14 protein-coding genes are annotated in these 21168 nt (G+C 34.9%); 7 read left to right on the top strand and 7 right to left on the bottom strand.

Annotation, left to right across the window (positions count from 1 at the left end; translation table 11 throughout):
* Window positions 1–7: 7 nt before the first annotated feature.
* The 3 genes from CJ739_RS03515 to CJ739_RS03505 all read right to left on the bottom strand — a co-directional run bounded on the left by CJ739_RS03515 (window position 8) and on the right by CJ739_RS03505 (window position 5991).
* A complete protein-coding gene (locus CJ739_RS03515; protein WP_117172665.1) occupies window positions 8–1612 on the bottom strand; it encodes a RagB/SusD family nutrient uptake outer membrane protein in 1605 nt (534 codons plus the stop codon).
* A 12-nt stretch (window positions 1613–1624) separates the two neighbouring features.
* Window positions 1625–4816, bottom strand: coding sequence for a SusC/RagA family TonB-linked outer membrane protein (locus CJ739_RS03510; protein ID WP_117172664.1), 3192 nt, complete (start codon window positions 4814–4816; stop codon window positions 1625–1627).
* A 296-nt stretch (window positions 4817–5112) separates the two neighbouring features.
* A complete protein-coding gene (locus CJ739_RS03505; RefSeq protein ID WP_117172663.1) occupies window positions 5113–5991 on the bottom strand; it encodes a helix-turn-helix domain-containing protein in 879 nt (292 codons plus the stop codon).
* A gap of 208 nt (window positions 5992–6199) precedes the next feature.
* Here CJ739_RS03505 and CJ739_RS03500 point away from each other — a divergent pair, with 208 nt between their 5' ends.
* Genes CJ739_RS03500 through CJ739_RS03475 form a run of 6 tightly spaced genes read left to right on the top strand, consistent with a single transcriptional unit; the run spans window position 6200 to window position 14163 of the window.
* Window positions 6200–7327: a glycoside hydrolase family 26 protein gene (locus CJ739_RS03500; protein WP_162880118.1), complete on the top strand. Its 1128-nt coding sequence runs from the start codon at window positions 6200–6202 to the stop codon at window positions 7325–7327.
* A 14-nt stretch (window positions 7328–7341) separates the two neighbouring features.
* On the top strand, window positions 7342–9180 hold the full coding sequence (locus tag CJ739_RS03495) for a sodium:solute symporter family protein (protein ID WP_117172661.1): 1839 nt from the start codon (window positions 7342–7344) through the stop codon (window positions 9178–9180).
* A 20-nt stretch (window positions 9181–9200) separates the two neighbouring features.
* Window positions 9201–10376, top strand: a complete 1176-nt coding sequence (locus tag CJ739_RS03490; protein WP_442914938.1) for a glycoside hydrolase family 130 protein — start codon at window positions 9201–9203, stop codon at window positions 10374–10376.
* A gap of 2 nt (window positions 10377–10378) precedes the next feature.
* On the top strand, window positions 10379–11557 hold the full coding sequence (locus CJ739_RS03485; protein WP_117172660.1) for an AGE family epimerase/isomerase: 1179 nt from the start codon (window positions 10379–10381) through the stop codon (window positions 11555–11557).
* 23 nt (window positions 11558–11580) lie between these two features.
* Entirely contained in the window at window positions 11581–12822 is a 1242-nt protein-coding gene (locus tag CJ739_RS03480) for a glycoside hydrolase family 26 protein (RefSeq protein ID WP_236951590.1), read from the top strand.
* Window positions 12823–12831: 9 nt separating this feature from the next.
* Window positions 12832–14163 carry a glycoside hydrolase 5 family protein gene (locus CJ739_RS03475; protein ID WP_236951589.1) on the top strand — a complete coding sequence of 444 codons (1332 nt, stop codon included), beginning with the start codon at window positions 12832–12834 and terminating at the stop codon, window positions 14161–14163.
* Here CJ739_RS03475 and bglX read toward each other — a convergent pair.
* The 4 genes from bglX to CJ739_RS03455 are packed head-to-tail and all read right to left on the bottom strand — an operon-like array spanning window position 14147 to window position 19962.
* A complete protein-coding gene (gene bglX, locus CJ739_RS03470) occupies window positions 14147–16435 on the bottom strand; it encodes a beta-glucosidase BglX (RefSeq protein WP_117172658.1) in 2289 nt (762 codons plus the stop codon). The genes CJ739_RS03475 and bglX overlap by 17 nt on opposite strands.
* 18 nt (window positions 16436–16453) lie before the next feature.
* Window positions 16454–17827, bottom strand: a complete 1374-nt coding sequence (locus tag CJ739_RS03465; RefSeq protein ID WP_117172657.1) for a sialate O-acetylesterase — start codon at window positions 17825–17827, stop codon at window positions 16454–16456.
* Complete coding sequence (locus CJ739_RS03460; protein WP_117172656.1) at window positions 17827–18921, bottom strand: SGNH/GDSL hydrolase family protein; 1095 nt, start codon at window positions 18919–18921, stop codon at window positions 17827–17829. The genes CJ739_RS03465 and CJ739_RS03460 overlap by 1 nt, the downstream gene beginning before the upstream one ends.
* A 30-nt stretch (window positions 18922–18951) precedes the next feature.
* Window positions 18952–19962 carry a glycoside hydrolase family 5 protein gene (locus tag CJ739_RS03455; protein WP_117172655.1) on the bottom strand — a complete coding sequence of 337 codons (1011 nt, stop codon included), beginning with the start codon at window positions 19960–19962 and terminating at the stop codon, window positions 18952–18954.
* 720 nt (window positions 19963–20682) lie between these two features.
* Here CJ739_RS03455 and CJ739_RS03450 point away from each other — a divergent pair.
* Window positions 20683–21132, top strand: coding sequence for a GatB/YqeY domain-containing protein (locus CJ739_RS03450; protein WP_117172654.1), 450 nt, complete (start codon window positions 20683–20685; stop codon window positions 21130–21132).
* The last annotated feature ends 36 nt before the right edge of the window (window positions 21133–21168 follow it).

Here is a 21168-nt window from a genome sequence, read left to right as displayed (position 1 = left end):
TTTATGGTTAATTAAAAGTGTAAGGTTCAACTTCTGTTAATTTTGGATTTTTAATCAAATCCTCTTCAGGATAAGGTAGTAAAAGGCTAGTTCCAGTAATAGTGATGTAGTTTTCCGTGTCTTGATCGCCTCTATTCTGACTTTCTAAGATAGTTTTAGCTTGACTAAAAGGGAGGCGTCCTAAATCAAAATAATAATCGCCTTCACCAGCTAATTCAGCACGTCTTTCTTTAAAAATATCTTCAAAAGAAATTTCGGTAACCGATGGCAATCCAGCTCTATTATGAACAGCATTAAATGATTTAAGGGCAGCAGGGTCTGAAGTTGTTCCCGATTGTCCTCCTAATATGGCTTCGGCATGAATTAGTAATAACTCAGCATAACGCATCATATAAGTGTTCATGCTACTTTCCCCATTAAATTGTGGGTTGAATTTGCCAGTTATAGGAAGATTCTCTTTACCTATAACATATTTTTTAAATCCTGCTCCAGAATTTTGTGCTTCATATTCCTCTTCAAAAGTGTAACCTAGTAATATAGGAGCGTTTAGTTCTAGTGTTTCGGCATAACTTAAGTTAGGGTAATAATCTCCTGGTAGCATAAATGTTTCTTTTCTTCTTCTGTCTCCAGCGACAAAACCATTTTCGATTAAATCTTGGGAAGGTGCTATTTGTCCAGAATAGGTAGTTTCTACCAATCTATTCTCAGGAGCAAATAATGTGTTTGTAAAGCTTCCGTCGAAATAAGTTCCTGCGCCTGTCCATTGCCATGCAAAAATAGATTCTTCATTATTGTTATTTTTTTGCAAAAATAAATCGGCGAAAGACATATTTGGTAATGTTTCACCACCCAATAATTTAAATTCACCACTGTTTATAACTTCTTCGGCTAAAGCTCTTGCTTCAGCATATCTTTTTTGGTATAAATAAACTTTTGCTAAATAGGCTTTTGCTGATCCGCTAGAGACATGAGCATTATCGGCATAATTAGACCCTCTGTTTTTAGTTCTTAAATTTTCGATGGCAAATAGCAAATCGTTTTCAATAAATTTATAAACGTCTGCAACGGGATTACTTGGAATCACAAAGTTTTGAGAATACTCTGCGTTATTTTCAATGATTGGTACATTGCCATAAGTTCTTACCAAGAAAAAATAAGCGAACGCTCTAATAAAACGGCATTCACCCAATGCATTATTCAGCGCTTCATCACTGACGTTAGGCCCGACACTTTGTGGCAAATTGTTTAGGTATGCGTTAGAATTAGCGATGGCTCCAAAACAAGATCTCCAAGCATCTTTAATAAAGGTTTGTGAGCTTGTGAAACTCAAATCGGTGAATTTACCAAATTCATTATAAGGTCCAGCATACATGTTTCCAGAAAGAACATCGGTAATGCCATAAAAGGCGGATGAGTTTAAATTAAACCAAACCAAACCATAAAGACCATTTGTGGCGTTGTCAACTTTCTCGTCAGAATCATAATAATTACCCATAGTAGGTGCTCCTTCTGCGGGAACATCAATAAAGTCTTCGGAACAAGATGATGAGATTGCTAACGTTATAATTAACATTAGAATCAAATTTATTTTTAATCCTTTTATATTTTTCATTTTAATAATTTTTTAGAATTCAATATTACAACCAATAGAGATTAATCTAGGCGTAGGGTAACGGCCGTTATCCACACCTGTTATCAGAGCGTCTTGGTTATAAGAACCAATTTCGGGATCATAACCAGAATAATTGGTTATTGTGAATAGGTTTTGTGCTGTAGCGTATATCCTTAATTTAGATAGTTTTATTTGCGATAATACATCTGTAGGTAATGTATAGCCTAAAGTAATGTTCTGTAGTCTTAAATAAGAGCCATCTTCAATAAGACGCGTTGATACGGCATTATTAATATGGTTGTAAGCTGAAGGTCTTGGTAAGCTTGCATCTGTATTTGTGGCTGAATAAAAATCTGCAGCTTCTACTAAATAATTTGTGCCAACAAAGCTATTTAAAGTTCCAGATAAACGGGTTAAATTCATTAATTTGTTGCCATAAGAACCTTGGAAGAAAATAGATAACTCTAAGTTTTTATATTTAAAGTTATTGGTGAACCCATAGGTAAAGTCTGGATTAGGATTTCCAATATTCACTAAATCTTTGGTGTCAATAATACCATCATTATTTTGATCTTTATAAATCATATCTCCTTTGGCGAAATTGGGCGTCAAAGAATTTGTTCCATCTTTTAAAGGAACTCGTTGGTCATTAGCATCTGTAAAACCATAGGTAAGTAAATCGTCATCTGTTCTGTAAATCCCTAAAGCTTCATAACCAATATAGGATCCAATTGGTAGACCTTCTTGAGTTCTTGAAACCGACACGGTATTAAATGCAAGTGTGCCTTGGGTTTTTACAATATTTAAACCAGCCATATTGGTAACCGTATTTTCATATTTAGAAAAGTTGAGATTGGCGTTCCAAGAAAAGTTATCGGAAAATTTAGTGTTATAGCCGATTGTAAATTCCAAACCTTTATTAAGCATGCTTCCTAGGTTAAAATATGGTGGATTTATACCACCTTCATAATCACCACCTCCAGAAAGGAAAAGTGGTAATGGTACTTGATATAAGAAATCTTCAGAAACTTTTCTATACCAATCGACAGTTGCAGTTAATCTAGAGTCAAATAAAGTGAAATCTAATCCTAGGTTGGTTTGTACTTGTGTTTCCCACTTTAAATCTTTGTTAGGCGTATTTGATGGAAGAAAAGAATTTCCAATAGGGCTATTGACCAAATGCAAATTGGAGTCATACAAATTGTTCCCAATTTGATTATTTCCAGTTTCACCATAACCAAACCTGAATTTTATATTATCAATATATTTTTTAGTGTCACTCATGAAGCTTTCGTTCGAAAGTTTCCAAGAAGCGCCAAATGATCTAAACACACCCCATTTGTTTCCAACGAAAAATTTTGAAGACCCATCCGTTCTTATAGCTGCTGAAATCCCATATTTATTATCATAGTCATACACAACACGTCCTAAATAAGACGATAAAGTTTGTGTTCCTTGATAAACGCCATCTAACACTGCTTTAGATAAATCAGACCCAGTAAGTTCTTGGTCACTATTGTCTTTGTATCCATGACCTGTTAAAGAATAGCCTTCCCAGTGGCTTCTATTTGATTCTTGTACTGCCAGTAAAGTAAAACGATGTTTACCGATGCTCTTGTTATAAGTAAGCATGTTTTTTAAATTCCAAGAGTTGGAATCTGATGGTCGGTAATATAAGTTGGCAAAACTTTTTACGGCATTACCTAACTCGTACATGGGATTGAACTCTTTGCTTAAATTATTGCTTAAATAGCCTCCTAGTTCGAAACGGTAATCTAAGCCCTCTATTAACTTAATTTGTGTGTAAAAATTACCGGAATAGTTTTTTCTAACCAGGTTGTTTGAACCTAATAATGATACGGCCACTGGGTTAACAAAAGACGTATTCCCACCAGATGGAGGGCCAGCAAAAGCACCAGACAGATCTCTAACAGGTACATCTGGTGTGCTTAATAATGAGGTAGCAACTACACCGTTAAATTGACCATTTAAGGTTAATTTTTCATCAGTAAGAGCACCACTAACATTCAGTCCCACTTTTATAAATTTATTGATATCTGCATTAACATTGGCTCTGATGTTATACCTTTTAAAGCCAGATTCAATAACAATCCCATCTTGTTTTAATTGACCCCCAGATATATAATAGTTAATGCCTTCCTTTCCGCCTGAAAAAGACAATTGGGTCGTAGTCATGATACCTGTTTTGTAGATTTCATCTTGCCAGTTTGTACCCTCGCCCAAAGCAGATGGATTGGCAAACTCTACACGAAGCGTAGAAGGGTCATAAACATTTGATAAAGCATTTTGATGCGCTGCATATTCTCTTAAATTCATAGCATTCAATTGTTTTGGAATACTACTGAATGATGTAGAATGATCAAAAGCAAATTTTCCGGCCCCTTTTTTACCAGATTTAGTGGTAACTATAATAACACCATTAGAGCCACGAGATCCATATATGGCAGTCGCCGATGCATCTTTTAGTATATCGATAGACTCTATGTCGTTAGGGTTTATTGAAGATAACGGACTAATTGTTATGTTACCGGCATTTGAAAAATTGGAATTACCCTCAGCATTTCTTCCTGAAGTAGATGAATTTCTAGCGTCTCCAGAAATAGGAACACCATCAATTACATATAAAGGTTCATTTGTGCCAGTTAATGAAGAAACCCCTCTAATCCTTACAGAGACATTACTTCCTGGTTGGCCAGAGTTGTTGCTTATAACAACACCAGCGGCTTTACCTTGCATCATTTGTTCAAAAGAAGGCGCTTTAATATCTTCAATATCCTTCGCTTTAATAGATGAAATGGCACTATTAACATCGCTTCTTCTTTGGGTTCCATAACCAATTACAACCACCTCTCCCAGATCTTCAATAGATTCTATTAAAGTAACATCGATTTTAGATTTGCCATTGACCAAAACTTGTTGGGTTTGAAATCCTAAATAGCTAAAAACCAACGTAGAATTATTTTTGACCGTGATGGTGTAGTTGCCGTCAAAATCGGTTGTTGTACCGTTACTGGTACCCATTTCAAGTATAGTTACTCCAGGGAGTGCTAAGCCTTTTGAGTCATTTACAATGCCTTTAACCTGAATTTGGGCTAAAGCAATTTGGCTAACTAGAAAAAATAATAATAATGGCAAGTAATGATTTACGCCACCATGCATATTTTTAAAAAATGTTTTTCGCATGTCTTTTAGTTTAGTGGTGTTAATTGTTGATTTTATAACTAACTATTTTACGATATATATAATTAGTCACTTAGTTTTTTGTTAATTTCAAAATTAGCTTAAAAGCTAAGCTAACGTTAATATTATTTTGTCAATTACCAATAAAATATTTTCGCCAAAGACAGGTATGAATGCGCTTCTTATAATTATTTATTTAATAAAGAGCTATTTGTAGAAGTGAACACTCTTCTTTGAGTGAACTTTTAAATGTTTTAAAAGGGATATTTTGATAAAAAAGTATTATCAAGGTTATTAAATTATAGAATCCTTTTGATTCCGGAAAAGTCATTTTTATATTGACTTGGTGTGCATTTTTTAGATTTTTTAAAGACTCTATTAAAATTGGCTATATTATTGAAACCACAGTTAAATGCGATTTCAGATATGCTTACATCTTTTTCGATTAATCTAATGGAAGCATAACCAATTCTAACATCGTTAACATAATCAACAAAAGTCTTACCAGTTCTTTTTTTCATAAATCTATTAAAAGATACTTGACTCATATTCACAAGTTCAGAAGCTTCGGCAAGTGTTATCTTTTTGTCGTAATTTTCCTGAACGTATTCGTAGATCCTTTTAATTTTATCACTGTTTTCAAAACTATCCCGATTTGTAGTATAGCTGGAAAGAAGTCTTTGGTTTCTAGAATTAGCTAGATCATGCAGAATGGAGATTATTTCCAAAAAGTAGTCCATGCTATCTAATTTAGAAACTTGCGAAATACGTTCAAACATATCAGTGCTTACTTTTTTAGAAAATAAAATACCATGTATAGATCTGTCAAACATATCTTTAATAGGTTTCATTATCTTTCTTGATAAAAACTCATTGTTGAATAGGTTATCATGAAACTGAATAGTGATTTCGCGAATTTCTTTGCTTTTGCAATTGTGGGTTAACCAGCCATGATGGAGATTTGGGCCTACTAAAACAAGTTCGATATTGTCAATCTCCTCAATGCTATCGCCAACAACTCTATTAACCCCTTTGCCATTGCTAATAAAATTCAATTCATATTCAGGATGGAAATGGATAGGAAAATCAAACTCATCCTTAACTCTGTCGAAAACTAAAAAACTGTCTTCTGGAGATAGGGGTGTTATTTCTCTGTGTAGTTTATTTAAGATATTCATTTTAGTTGTAATTATATTTTATCATATTGATAAAATAATATCATAGATGGACTCTATATAATTGCTAATTTTGACTTTCATAAAATTGTCGAGGTAAAATTATATATTTTATATTTAATGTAATATGAAATTATCAAAAAATGGTTATTAAATAAGTATGGGTTGTAAAATATGTGATTTTCAAAAAAGACTAGCAACGATTTTAATTATGGGATTCATAACTATTTTTAATTCCTGTAAGCCTTTTTATAATACGGTTTATAAAAAGCCCCTATTGGTTGATGCTAAAGCGTCAAAGCGAGTAAAAACACTACATAAAAAATTATTTTACCTTTCAAAAGAAGGATTTGCTGTTGGTCATCAAGATGCCACAGCTTATGGTATTGGCTGGAAACATGCTGATTTTCCAAATCTCATTAAAAGTGATGTGTATGATATGGTAGAAGATTTTCCTGCCGTTTACGGATTTGACATCAGTGGTGTTGAATTAGGGAATGCCAATAATATTGATGGTGTCCCTTTTAATACGATGAAAGTCTTAATGGTTGATGCATATAGTAAAGGGGGTATCATAACGGTAAGTTGGCATGCCGATAATCCAAAAACCAATAGTAATTCTTGGGATACAACACCAGCTGTAAATGAAATTATAGGAGAAGGCGCACTTGTTGAAAAATATGAGTCATGGTTGAGCAAAGTAGCCGCTTTTCTAAAATCCGTAAAATATAAGGGAAGAGAAATTCCGATCATATTTAGACCTTATCATGAAATGAACGGCGGATGGTTTTGGTGGGGTAATCCTAATTGTAATTCAATAGAGTACATACAATTATGGCGAAATACGGTCTATTCACTAAGAGACAAGTATCAGGTTCATAATTTAATATATGTGTATGCTCCAAACAAATTAAATCCTAACGATAATTATTTGGATTATTACCCTGGGGATACTTTTGTAGATGTTTTAGGTATTGATATTTATGACTTTCAAAATGCTGTTGAATACAGTAACTCTGTTGTAAACGATTTGGGAATTATAAAAAATATTGCAAACGAAAAATATAAACTATATGCACTTACAGAAACGGGGATACATAAATCAGGTGGCATAAACTGGTTTACAGAATCATCTTATCCTGACCAGAATTGGTTTAATAACGTGTTGTACCCAAATCTTGAAAATTCAGGGATTTCCTGGGTGCTTTTTTGGAGAAATGGCAGCGGAGGCGAACAATACATGCCAAACAAAACTCATAAGAGTGAAGCGGATTTTAAAGCATTTGCAAAACAGCCCCAAGCATTATTTTTAAAAGACATTAATAATATAAAATACTAACCTAAACGAATTTTATGAAATTTCTCCATACTGTAGATATATTAATTATAGCTGCTTATTTAGTGACCATTATTGTTATAGGATTAGTACTTAGGAAAAGAGCTCAGCGTAGTAAAGACGATTATCTATTAGGAGGTAAAACGATTCCTTGGTATTTGCTTGGTCTTTCCAATGCATCGGGAATGTTTGATATTTCCGGTACCATTTGGCTTGTTACCATCATGTTTGTTTATGGTATTAAAAGTGCTTGGATTCCTTGGTTATGGCCCGTGTTTAATCAGATATTTTTAATGGTTTATTTGTCTAAATGGTTGAGACGGTCTAATGCCACAACGGGAGCAGAATGGATAGGTACGCGGTTTGGATTTAAAAAAGGAGCGAAACTATCGCATATCATTGTTGTGGTTTTTGCTTTAATTATGTGTTTAGGTTATTTGGCTTACGGGTTTATAGGTTTAGGTAAATTTATAGAAATCTTTATTCCTTGGGAAGTTATAAGCGAATATATTCCTTTCTCAGTAACTCCAGAATTTGTCCCTCATTTTTACGGTATTATTTTTACACTTTTTGCAGTGTTCTACTCACTTCTTGGTGGGATGTCTGGTATTGTTTGGGCAGATGTTGTTCAATTTGCGATTATGACGATTGCTGCATTGGTAATTGGATATTTAGGATATATGGCAATTGGTGCAAACACACTTGTTGTGCCAAATGGTTGGTTAAGTCCGTTTTTTGATTGGAAATTAAATATGGATTGGAGTTCAATCATTCCTGAGGTCAATCAAAAGATCAAAGAAGACGGTTTTAACTTATTCACTATTTTCTTTATGATGATGGTTTTTAAAGGCGTTTTGGTAAGTGTCGCAGGTCCAGCGCCTACCTATGATATGCAAAAGATACTCTCAACAAAATCTTCTGCGGAAGCATCAAAAATGAGCGGATTTGTATCTGTCATCTTAATGCCAATTCGTTATTTGATGATTGCAGGATTTGCAGCTTTAGCCTTAGTGTATTATGAAAAATTAGATTTGTTAACAGTTTCTGGTAATATTGATTTTGAGTTAATCCTACCAACTGCCATAAAAGAATTTGTCCCTGTTGGCTTATTAGGTCTTTTGTTAGCTGGTCTTATCGCAGCGTTTATGTCGACTTTTGCTGGAACCTTAAACGCAGCACAAGCTTATTTGGTAAATGATATTTATTTAAAATATAAAAATCCAGAGGCCAGTCCCAACCAATTAAAAACCATGAATTATGCTACTGGCATTATTGTGGTTTTTATTAGTATCGTATTAGGGTTGTTTGCAAAAGATGTTAACTCTGTATTACAGTGGATAGTTTCCGTGTTATACGGTAGTTATGTAGGGGCTAATATTTTAAAATGGCATTGGTGGCGTTTTAATGGGGAAGGGTTCTTTTGGGGCATGGCGTCAGGACTCTTGGCAGCAGCTATTGTTCCAGAATTATTTCCAGATGTTTTAGGTTTATATCTGTTTCCTATTTTACTTGTGATATCAATTATTGGCTCTATTATAGGGACTTATTCTGCGCCTCCAACCGAGGAAGCTGTTTTAAAAACATTTTATAAAAACGTAAGGCCCTGGGGCTTTTGGGCGCCGATTTATGAGAAATTAAAACTCGAAAATCCAGACTTTAAAAAGAACTCAGATTTTGGGAGAGACATGTTCAATGTTGCCATAGGTATTATAGCCCAAACAGCTTTAGTGATTATCCCCATGTATCTCATATTTAGGCAGAATACACCACTATATATATCCATGATAGTTTTAATCGTTTGTATTGTTCTATTAAAGAAATATTGGTGGAATACATTAGAAGAAAAATTAGATTAGTAACTTTTAAAAATAATACATTGTACAAAATAATTAACCATATAGAAGATGTGAAAATGGCTCATCAAAGATTAATTTGTAGAGAAAATGAGCCTATTTCTAAATCAAATGGCGTTTATAATAGATATAAAAATCCAGTTGTAACTGCCGAGCATATTCCAATCCATTGGAGATATGATTTAAATCCAGAAACAAACCCAAATGCTTTGGAAAGAATAGGGTTCAATGCGGTAATGAATTCGGGGGCAATAAAATGGCATGATAAGTATGTATTGTGTCTTCGAACAGAAGGTAATGATAGAAAATCATTTTTTGCCATGGCTGAAAGCCCGAATGGTATTGATAATTTTGAGTTTTGGGATAAGCCTTGTGTGATACCCCAAATTGAGGAAAATCCAGATACCAATATATACGATATGCGCTTAATAACTCATGAAGATGGTTGGATTTATGGTATTTTCTGCACAGAACGAAAGGATCCGAATGTTCCGCCAGAAGACACTAGTAGTGCTATTGCTAATGCTGGAATTGTAAGAACAAAAGATTTGATCAATTGGGAGCGATTGCCAGATTTAATTTCAAATACCGGACAGCAACGCAATGTTGTACTTCATCCTGAGTTTGTTGATGGAAAGTACGCTGTTTATACAAGGCCACAACAAGGGTTTATAGATGTTGGAAGTGGCGGCGGCATTGGCTTGGGGTATATTGATGATATGACGAATCCAGTTGTAAAAGGTGAAAGAATAATCAATAATAAAGTATACCATACAATCTACGAACTTAAAAACGGTTTGGGTCCAGCACCAATTAAGACAGATAAAGGTTGGTTGCATCTTGCGCATGGAGTAAGAAATACAGCTGCAGGATTGCGTTATACCTTGTATATGTTTATGACAGATTTAAACGACATCTCAAAAGTAATTCACCACCCAGCCGGTTATTTTATGGCGCCGGAAAATGAAGAAAGAGTAGGAGATGTGTCTAACGTATTATTTTCAAATGGTTGGATAGCCGATAAGGATGGCACTGTATATATTTACTATGCATCATGCGATACAAGAATGCATGTAGCAACTTCAACCATTGAAAAGTTAGTGGATTATTGTATGAACACACCAGAAGATAAATTTACTTCAGCGGGGTCTGTACAAACAATTTTAAATCTCATAGAAAAAAATAAAGGTTTGTATTAATTATGGACGCCTACAACCAACTTAAATCAGAGCTGAATTCTGAATTAAAAAACATACTAAGTTATTGGACTAATAACACATTAGATTTAGAACATGGAGGGTTTGTAGGCAAAATTAATCATTATAATAAAGTTGTTTCAGAAGCCCCCAAGGGTATTATTTTAAATTCACGCATTCTTTGGTCTTTTTCAGCAGCTTCCAATTATTTAAAAACAAATGAATATCGAACAATTTCAGATAGAGCATTCAATTATTTAAACACTTATTTTCGTGATCACACCCATAAAGGTGTTTTTTGGGAGTTAGACTATAAAGGGCAACCAATAAATAAAAGAAAACAAATTTATGCGCAAGCATTTACTATTTATGCATTATCTGAATATTATATCTTCACAAAAAATGAGGCTGCCAAAAAGTGGGCTATAGAAATTTTTGAACTTATAGAGAAGCATGCAAAAGACCCATTACATAGAGGTTATTTCGAAGCTTTTAATGAAGATTGGAGTCCGATAGAAGATATGCGATTAAGTGATAAAGACATGAATGCTTCCAAAACAATGAATACACATTTACATGTTTTGGAAGCTTATACGACATTGCTTAAAATTTATGACACTATTCAATTAAGAGATTCTTTAAAAACACTTATAAACCTGTTTTTTAAAAAATTCTTGAACAATCAAAATCATTACGATTTATTTTTTGATGACACTTGGACTTTATTAAGCCGTACAGTGTCTTATGGTCATGATATTGAAACCGCATGGTTGGTTATTGAAGCAGCAAAACAATTGAATAATGAAGATTTGGTAAATCAAGCGAATGTTATAGCCATAAAAGTGGTTAATACCTTTTTAAGTGAAGCTATTGATGATGATGGCGCTGTTTTAAACGAAAAAAATTTAATCACAAACCATATAGATACAGATAAGCATTGGTGGCCACAAGTGGAAGCTTTAATAGGATTAAAATATGCCAATCATTTAGAACCCGATGAAAGTTATAGGAATGCCTCTATTAAAATATGGAATTACACTAAAAACCATCTCATAGATCATGAAAACGGGGAATGGTTTTTTAGGGTAGATAAAAAAGGAAATGTTTATACGGAAGAAAATAAGGTAAGTATGTGGAAAGCACCTTACCACACATCTAGGGCATGTATAGTTTTAAATGAATAAAACTTTTCACTACATTTAATAAGATGAAAAACCAAAGTAAACTATTATTAAATAAAACCAGGACTTATAGATTATTTGCTATGATCTTATTAACAGCGGGTTGTGCTAAGGATGAACTCCCAGAAGATCCTCCAAATCCAGATGCTACTTTTGTGTTACAACCACAAGACACTAGATTATATATGGTAAACCCAAATGCTACAGCCGAAACAGTTGCTTTGTTTTACAATCTTAAAACACTATCAAGAACACACTTTATCGTTGGTCAGCATAATGCGTTTCATGATTTTTATAATAACATTGCAGGAGATTCCGATATTAAGAAGACAACCGGGAGTGATCCAGGATTATTAGGATCGGATTTTTTGTTTATTACAGACGACCTGAATGATGGGGCATCTTCAAATTGGTTTTATCAGCAAGAACAACGCATTAAATCCGATGCCATTGAAGCCTACAATAAAGGCATGGTAAATGCATTTAGTTGGCACTTAAGAGAACCTTATGAAGGTGTATCTTTTTACACCAGTGAAATGACAGATTTCCAGAAAAGCAATGCCTTTATTAGTATTTTACCTGGAGGGGATAATCATGAATATTATAAACAAAAACTTGAAAAAGTTGCTGAAGTTGCCAAAAGTATGTTCGGTGACGATGGTAAATTAGTGCCATTTATATTTAGGCCTTTTCATGAGTTTGATGGTGATTGGTTTTGGTGGGGAAAATCATATTGCACACCGCAACAATTTATTTCTCTTTGGCAATTTACCGTTGAATATTTAAGAGATATTTTGAATGTTAATAATATTCTTTTTGCTTTTTCTCCCGATAATAGCTTTGATTCTTCAATTGAATATTTAGAAAGATATCCAGGGGATAGTTATGTAGATATTCTTGGAATGGATAATTATGGCGATTTAAATAACCAAGGACAAACTGGCGTTAATAATGCCAATAAAAAACTTCAAATTATTTCAAATTTGGTGATAGAAAAGGTTAAAATAGCTGCACTCACCGAAACGGGTTATTTTATCACACCTGGAACAAATAATCCAATTCCTGATTTTTATTCAATAAACTTGTATAATGCCATAACAGCTAATAATACTGAAATTGGTTATATGATGTTTTGGTATAACACGGAGACTACATACTGTACACCCGCACCAGGGTTACCAGATACTGCTGATTTTATTGCCTTTGCAAATAAACCAAAAACGGTACTTCAAAATGAATTGCCTACTATGTATACGTTACCAAACTAAAACCCATTTATGATGAAAATAAATAAATTTATCCTGTTCATTTCTACAATTGTGCTTTTTTCGGCTTGTAAAAGTGCTCAATATAGAAAAGCTGTAAGAAGTGTAGATATCGACCAAATTAGGGTTCAGGATTCCCAGTTTATAAAAGATGGTAAGCCCTATTATTTTGTTGGTGCAAATTATTGGTATGGCCCATTAATAGCGGCTAAAAATAGTGGGGATAGGGATCGCCTCATTAAAGAATTGGACTTAATGAAAGAAGTAGGTATTGACAATTTACGTATTCTAGTTGGAGCAGAAGGCGATGGAGGGGATTCTAAAGTATATCCAACTTTACAACCAGAACAAGGGGTTTATAATAAGGATTTATTAGATGGTTTGGATTTTTTGATGGCAGAAATGCGTAAACGACAGATGTATGCCGTTTTATATTTAAACAATAATTGGATTTGGTCTGGAGGTATGTCCGAATATCTAAAATGGAATGGCTATGGGGAAGTTCCAAACCCCTTTTTAGAACAATATTCTTGGGATGAGTATATGAATTACACCAAACAATTTCATAGCTGTAAACCATGTAAAGAGGCTTATTATAATCATCTTAAATTTATTATTGGCAGAACCAATAAATATTCTGGGATAAAATATGTGAATGATAATACGATCATGTCTTGGCAAGTTGCTAATGAGCCTAGAGTGTTAATGACTCCCAATCACGAAAAAGCCTTTGCTAGTTGGCTAAATGAAACCGTTGATTTAATTAAGTCTCTAGATCCAAACCACTTGGTGTCTACAGGAGCAGAAGGAAAAGCTAGTTATTTAGATGACATCAAGATGTACGAAAGATTGCATTCCAACAAGAACATTGATTATTTAACCATGCACATGTGGCCTAAAAATTGGAGTTGGTATGATATCAATAATGAAAAACAAACGACACAAGAATCCATTGTAAAAGCTTATGAATATATGGATGAACATATCGAAATAGCCAAGAAACTCAATAAGCCCATTGTGGTGTCTGAATTTGGTTTTCCACGTGAAAAAGAAAGTTTGTCTCTAGAGGCTTCTATAGAAAATCGAAATATATTTTACAACGCTATTTTTGTCAGAATTACCGAAAGCCATACAAAGCAAGAGATTCTTGCGGGATTAAACTTTTGGGGATTTGCAGGGTTTGCTAAAACCAATCCTGAAAAAGGCAAATGGCAACACGGCGATGATTTTACGGCAGATCCGCCACAAGAACCCCAAGGTTTGAACTCCGTTTTTGCCACAGATAGTTCAACCTTGGAACTGATAAAAACAGCCAATAAGGCGTTGGTTAATCAATCAAATTAAAGTCTGCCTCTAGAGTTGTTATAGAGCTTCCCCCAACAAATACTTTGAAATCCCCTGGTTCTACAATATATGTTCCATCATTATCGTAGAACCCTAAGGTTTCTTTGTTTAAGGTGAAATGAATGGTTTTTGTTTCCCCAGCTTTTAATTCAACCAATTCGAAGCCTTTTAACTCTTTTACAGGTCGTGTTACAGAGGCAAATAAATCCCTAATATATAACTGTACCACTTCTTTTCCTGTAAGGTCCCCCGTATTTTTTAAAGTAACAGATACTTTTACATCTTCACCCATTTTAAAGGAATTCCCATTCAATTTTAAATTAGAATATTCAAAAGTGGTATAACTTAACCCGTATCCAAAAGGATATAAAGGCGTTTTTTCTACATCGGTGTAATGCGACCAAAACACATTATTGTCTTTATTTGTGGGACGTCCTGTGTTTTTATAATTGTAATAAATGGGTATTTGGCCGACGTTTCTAGGAAATGTCATTGGCAATTTTCCGCTTGGGTTGTAATCACCATATAAAACCTGGGCAACGGCGTTACCGGTTTCTGTACCTAACTGCCAAGCTTCAACAATCGCTGGAATATGTTCATCAGCCCAATTGATAGCTAATGGCCGACCGTTATTTAATACTAAAACAATATTTGGGTTTACTTTATACACTGCTTCCAATAACTCCTGTTGCACGCCAGGTAACAGTAAATTGGTTCTGCTTCTGCCTTCACCAGTTTGAAATCCATGTTCACCTAAAACCATCACCACAACATCAGATTGCTTAGCGATGGCAAGGGCTTCGTCAAACCCATTTTTGTCGGTTGTATTGATAACTACTTCTTGAACAAAGGTGGCCTTTTCAGTTGTTATATCTGCTCCTTTAGCATAGGTCAGTGTATTGCCTTTGTATCGCTGCATTCCTTCTAAAACAGATACGGCTGTATCGTCTTCGGCGGCAATTCTCCAGCTTCCTAAAGGACTGGATTTGTCATTAGCCAATGCGCCAATCAAAGCGATTTCTTGCCCTTCTTTTTTTAACGGAAGCAACTTGTTATCGTTTTTTAAAAGCACAATGGATTTTTTAGCCATATCCAATACCACTTCATGGTTTTTTGAGCTGCCTATGGTTTCCTTTTCACGTGTTTCATCGCAATATTTATAAGGATCATCAAATAGACCCAACTCAAATTTTACTCTTAATATCCTTCTAACGGCATCATCTACTAGCGATTCGCTTACAACACCATCTTTTACCAATTGTGCTAATGCTTCAATATACACATAGCCTTCCATATCCATGTCCGAACCTGCTGTAGCTGCTATTTTTGCAGCTTCACGTTTGTCTTTGGCATATCCCCAAGTAATCATTTCATTTAAGGAAGCCCAATCTGAAACTACAAAACCATCAAAATGCCATGCGCCTTTTAAAATGTCTCTTTGTAAGTAAGCGTTTCCTGTAGCTGGTATGCCATTTACTTCATTAAAAGAGTTCATTAATGTTCTAACCCCTACATCAACTGCTGTTTTAAATGGTGGTAATACTATATTATGCAAGGTTGAAGTCCCAATATCAACGGTGTTATATTCTTTTCCAGCTTCTGAAAAACCGTACCCAGCAAAATGTTTGGCACAGGCGGCAATGGTGTTTACTGCAGATAGGTCGTCACCTTGAAACCCTTTTATTCTGGCTTCGGCGATTTTGCTTCCTAAGAACGGATCTTCACCTGCACCTTCCATAACACGTCCCCAACGAGCATCACGTGAGATGTCAACCATAGGGCCAAAGGTCCAATTTATTCCAGAAGCTGATGCTTCGGCTGCCGCTGTTTGAGCCGATTTTTTGATGGCTTCTAAGTCCCAACTGGCAGCTTCGGCCAATGGAATGGGACTTAGCGTTTTATATCCATGGATCACATCAAAACCTATAATTAATGGAATGCCCAAGCGTGTTTCTTCTACGGCTATTTTTTGAACAGCTCTTACTGCTTTTGCGCCTCTTACCGTAAGCATGGAACCGACCCATCCCTTTCGTAAATGGGCGTATTTTTTTTCTGCACTACCTCCTTCAGGTGCAGGCCCAGTAACGTCCCAAAACCCATTGTATTGATTCATTTGACCTACTTTTTCTTCTACGGTCATTCGTTTTAAAAGGGCATCAATTTTTTGTTCTATGGTGTTTTTCGTATTCATTGGTGTTGGTTTTTGTGCATGGCAACTCATAAAAGCTATGAGTATTAAAGTGAAAATGAGTTGCGATTTTTTTAAATTCATGATATCTAATCTACGTTTTTATTTTTCTGTTGTAAAACTGGAAGCTGGTAGGTCAGCCTTGTTAAACAGATTGGATTGTAAAGTGTTTCCCCAAGCGAATCTAACGTATTTGGGGGTTGTAATTTTATTTGATGAAAGGATAATATCTGTGCCCTGTATCTTATAAGTAGCATGGTAAAACATTTTATCAGCTTCGGCAATCTCAAATAACGATTTCTTGTCTTTTAAGTAAAGTCCTTCGGCATTTTTAAAAGAAACAATGGCTTTGTTTTTTTTGAATGTTACATTAGAAAAGCTTGGACTTTCAACCAATCCATCCAACGTGTTATAATGTTTTTTTAAAGCTAAATTAGCTAATCTAATGCCCACTGATTTTTTGTCCTTTGGATGAATGTCATCTATAGGAGATATGTCACTGATAACGACCATGCCGGTATTTTCAATTTTATCAGTGACTTTGCGTTGTGCATCCCTAACTTCAACACCTGAAAAATGATTTTCCCCATACGTGTAGGGAGCTATTTGGACAAAATAAAAAGGAACATTTTTCTGCCATAAATGGCGCCAAGATTGAATTAATGCTTCAAGGGTTTTATCATATACCTTTGAACCCACATTCGATTCTCCTTGATACCAAAGTACACCTGAGATGTTGTAACCAATTAGCGGATTGATCATAGCATTAAAGGCTCTAGCTGGCTTTATGGGACCATATGTGGTAGGTGCTAATTTATTTGCGGCTTTATTCAATATAGAATCTCTTTTTATAATTTCTTCAGGCATCCAAATTTCGGCAGGTGTTCCGCCCCATGCAGAAACCAATAGTCCAACGGGCACATCGTTTAGGTTTTCCTGTATTCTTTTGGCAAAAAAATAAGCCAAGGCACTCGTGTGTTCCATGCTCTCGGAGGTGCAGACTTGCCAATTGGCTATTAAATTATTCTGAGGTTTTTCAGCAGAAGCCTTTGGAACTGTGAAAAATCGAATGTTTGGATGATTGGCTTCAGCTATTTCCTCTATACCATTTTCAATTCCCCAGCTGGCCGACATTTCCATATTGGATTGCCCCGAGCACAACCATACTTCTCCAATTAAGATGTCCTTTAAAACAATTTCATTATAGCCTTTAATTACAATGGTAAATGGTCCGCCAAATTTCGGGGTCTTTATGGTAAGTTCCCAAAACGCTTGATTGGTTGCTTTTGTTTTGTAATCTTCATCTGTCCAAGATGGTGATATAACCACTTCTTCATCTGGATTTGCCCAACCCCAGAACCTCACGTTGTCTTGTTGTTGCAAAACCATATGGTCTGAAAAAACTGAAGGTAGAATCACATTTGCATAGGATACTTTTGCAACCAATAACAGCACGATGATTTTTAAGAACTTCATTATTTAGTATTTAAAATGTTTTTAAAAAAAGGCGTTAGTTTTTCGGCTATTTGTCTATGATCTTCAACACTGGGATGCCATAAACAACCGTTTGTATATGTTTTGTCAAACTCAAATAATAAAATAGATTTATTATTGTTTTCAGCAAAATAGGATTGTACTTCTTTTAAACATGAAAGCAATAATATATTATTTTCGCCACCAACCATGGGGCTGTTCAGTAAAACTATTTGTGTGTTGGGATAGTGGTTATAGACTGTTTTTACAAAGTTAATGTAATTGGCTGTGTACTTTTCTTTATTAAAAGCTAAGCGAGGTTTTATACCATCACCATTTGATAAATCATTGGTTCCTAAACAAATACTAACAATGTTTGGCTTGCGTTCAAAATTATATTTTTTTGAATGATTCGTATCTAGATATAAGTTTTCATAAACCTGTGGCATGATGGGTTCTTCTATGTTTTCATCGTTCCAATTTCTGTACATTCCGATGCCTGATACAGAGCTTAGCATAAAATCAGCTTGTAATGCTCTGGCCATATTGGCGCCATAAGAATAATATACATTTTCATGGTCAAAATAGTTCCCTTCATCACAAGGCATCACACTGTCATCTGATACGGCACCACATGTAATGGAATCGCCAATATATTCAATATAATATTTTCGTTGTTGAGTATAGCCCATAACTTTCTCTACCTTAATCCCGCTAAATAAGACAAATCCATTACTGGCTTCAGACTCTTTAATAATTTTTAAGGTATGTATCTTTTCTTTTGAAGAGACTTCTAAAACATAAGGTTCAGTGGTTTCGCTTTCAATTTTTTTTCTGCCGAGATATTTCCCATCTAATTCAAATGCTACGTAATTATAGGGGACTTTTTCAGCCTTTAAATATATTTCGCAAACATTCCCTGAAAAGTTGATAGATACAGAGGCTCCCGGAGATATTAATGCGGCACCATTTTCAATAAGGTCATATCTGCCATTATATTGAAAATTCTTGTTGCCTGCACCATATTTTGTTGGCAGTGTTTCATTGCAATTAAATAATAATGAAAGCATGAGTATTTGAAGAAGGTGTATGTTCATATATGGTATTTTTAATCTACGGACCCTTTATTAATTGTAGTTATAGCTTTGAAGTTTTTTCTTAAAATACTTCCCATGTCTTGATGGGGTGTAGTTCCAGTTTTCAAATAATCTTGGCGCCCAATTAGGATCAAAAACCCAAATCACATATGAAATTTCTTTTTCATCACAATAATTGGTTATGGCATCTCCATAAGATTCATCTCCTATAACGGGATGGTGCTGACCTATATCTTCAGGGCCACAAAACCCAATCTCAGTAAGTATTACTGGATATGTTTCTTTTACAAATCCCCAATCTGCTGTCCATGCGTCTTCCCATGGCTTTTCTCTTTTTTCTGGATAAGGGTGACTTACGTACGCAATACCTTCTGCATGGATTGGATTATTGATAATTGGAGTCAAATCATAGGCCCAATTGAAACCTGCCACAAGCGGAATACCTTCGCCGCCATTAGCTCTAACAATGGTGATCATTTCCTCATTAAGTGTTTTCCATGTTTCCCAATCTGCTGTCCCTAAAGTATTATTGTAAGTGGTAGGTTCATTAAATAACTCATAAAAGGCTACCGTTGTGTTTTTTCCATATTTTACAGCGATGGTTCTCCAGAAATCATAGGTTTGTTTTAATGTGGTATCGTACATATCGTGCTGATACATTTCTGTTTGTAAATTACCAATGCTATGCCAATCAATTATAACGTAAAGACCTAACTCTTCCGCCCATTTTATACCATCATCTAGAAGCTTAAGATAATTTTTCTTTCCTCTTTTTGTCCAAGTTGTTGGATGTATAGGGAAGCGAACTATGTTTGCACCCCATTTTTTTATTTCTTTAAAGTAGGATTTGTTCCAATGGCCTTGGGATTCCAGTTTATCGGGGTCGCTTGTATTCAAACCTCTAAAAACAAGGATATTTCCTTTTTCATTAATAAAATTGTTTGAACTAACCGATACCCTCTCTAAAGAGCTCTGGGCAAAGCCAAGGGTTATATATGAAAAATAAATACATATTATTAATTTGCCTTTAAAATTATTCATGTCTTAGATTATGGTGTTGTGAACTCATCTTGACTTTTTCTATTTCCTAAAACCTGCCTGCCGGCAGGCAGGAATGGCTAAAATTTATCCATATTTCGTTACTTTTTTTATGCGTAGCGACGCTATGCCTTGCAAAAAGCGCCTCATCTGTACAAATTTTATCCCATTTTCGGTTAAAAACAAAAAGTCAAGATGAGTTCGTTTTTGAATAGAATATAAACCATAGCAATTTATTTTATTATTAATTAATTTGAAAGTAAAAATTGTGGATTGACAAAATTGTAAATGTAAATGACAATATTGTATGGATTTAAGCAATGATTCATTTGTACATAATATTATATTAAAAGAATACGGACCTTACTTAGAGACTGTATAAGTTTTATCCTTTGGCTCTTTTATGTGCCTTTTCCGCCATACATCAGCTATTTTTCGGTTCATAGCTATGTACCTCTCCCTCGCGGCAGCCTGGCTCCTTCGCTAAAAAGGTCTCCCAAACCTTTTATATACGCTCGGCCCTATCTGGCAAAAAAATACCCTATAAAACATTCCGAAAAAAAATTAAACAATCTCTTAAGTTATGAACCTGAAGAGTATCCCTCGGCTTTTTGGTTTTTTTATTCCTGTAATTTTGTCATTCGTAATATAGGCAGGAATGTGTTTTTCAGCTATATTTTATTATAAATTTGTTTTATCTTCGCATTCTAATAAAACAAAGCAATGAGTTTACAACAGGATATTATGGTGGCTTTAAAGGAAGCCATGAAAGCTAAAGATCAAACAGCATTAACAGCGTTGCGAGCTGTAAAATCGGCTATTTTATTGGCGCAAACAGAAAGCGGAGCAAAGGAAGAACTAACAGAAGAGGAGGGACTTAAGATACTTCAAAAACAAGTTAAGCAGCGTAGAGATAGTGCTGCCATTTATTTGGAGCAAGGACGTGAGGATTTAGCAGCACCAGAATTAGCCGAAGCTGAGGTTATCAGTCAGTTTTTACCAACTGCGCTAAGCGATGAAGATGTTGAAAAAGTAGTTGTAAATATTATAAACCAAGTTGGTGCGCAAGGCATGAAAGATATGGGCAAAGTTATGGGATTGGTTAGTAAAGAATTGGCTGGACAAGCTGATGGCAAAACCATTTCCAATATTGTAAAAGCTAAGTTGTCTTAAAGTATAAATAAGATTCCCGCCGAAGTTTATCTTGAG

The organism is Mariniflexile sp. TRM1-10, from assembly GCF_003425985.1.
Taxonomy (GTDB): domain Bacteria; phylum Bacteroidota; class Bacteroidia; order Flavobacteriales; family Flavobacteriaceae; genus Mariniflexile.
The sequence above is the reverse complement of the archived record's forward strand: the minus strand, read 5'-3'. Positions and strand labels throughout refer to the sequence as shown.

Bases quoted from the DNA above. Each gene is read 5' to 3' on its own strand.
- CJ739_RS03515 (WP_117172665.1), bottom strand. From the start codon at position 1,612: ATGAAAAATATAAAAGGATTAAAAATAAATTTGATTCTAATGTTAATT.
- CJ739_RS03510 (WP_117172664.1), bottom strand. From the start codon at position 4,816: ATGCGAAAAACATTTTTTAAAAATATGCATGGTGGCGTAAATCATTAC.
- CJ739_RS03505 (WP_117172663.1), bottom strand. From the start codon at position 5,991: ATGAATATCTTAAATAAACTACACAGAGAAATAACACCCCTATCTCCA.
- CJ739_RS03500 (WP_162880118.1), top strand. From the start codon at position 6,200: ATGGGATTCATAACTATTTTTAATTCCTGTAAGCCTTTTTATAATACG.
- CJ739_RS03495 (WP_117172661.1), top strand. From the start codon at position 7,342: ATGAAATTTCTCCATACTGTAGATATATTAATTATAGCTGCTTATTTA.
- CJ739_RS03485 (WP_117172660.1), top strand. From the start codon at position 10,379: ATGGACGCCTACAACCAACTTAAATCAGAGCTGAATTCTGAATTAAAA.
- CJ739_RS03480 (WP_236951590.1), top strand. From the start codon at position 11,581: ATGAAAAACCAAAGTAAACTATTATTAAATAAAACCAGGACTTATAGA.
- CJ739_RS03475 (WP_236951589.1), top strand. From the start codon at position 12,832: ATGATGAAAATAAATAAATTTATCCTGTTCATTTCTACAATTGTGCTT.
- bglX (WP_117172658.1), bottom strand. From the start codon at position 16,435: ATGAATTTAAAAAAATCGCAACTCATTTTCACTTTAATACTCATAGCT.
- CJ739_RS03465 (WP_117172657.1), bottom strand. From the start codon at position 17,827: ATGAAGTTCTTAAAAATCATCGTGCTGTTATTGGTTGCAAAAGTATCC.
- CJ739_RS03460 (WP_117172656.1), bottom strand. From the start codon at position 18,921: ATGAACATACACCTTCTTCAAATACTCATGCTTTCATTATTATTTAAT.
- CJ739_RS03455 (WP_117172655.1), bottom strand. From the start codon at position 19,962: ATGAATAATTTTAAAGGCAAATTAATAATATGTATTTATTTTTCATAT.
- CJ739_RS03450 (WP_117172654.1), top strand. From the start codon at position 20,683: ATGAGTTTACAACAGGATATTATGGTGGCTTTAAAGGAAGCCATGAAA.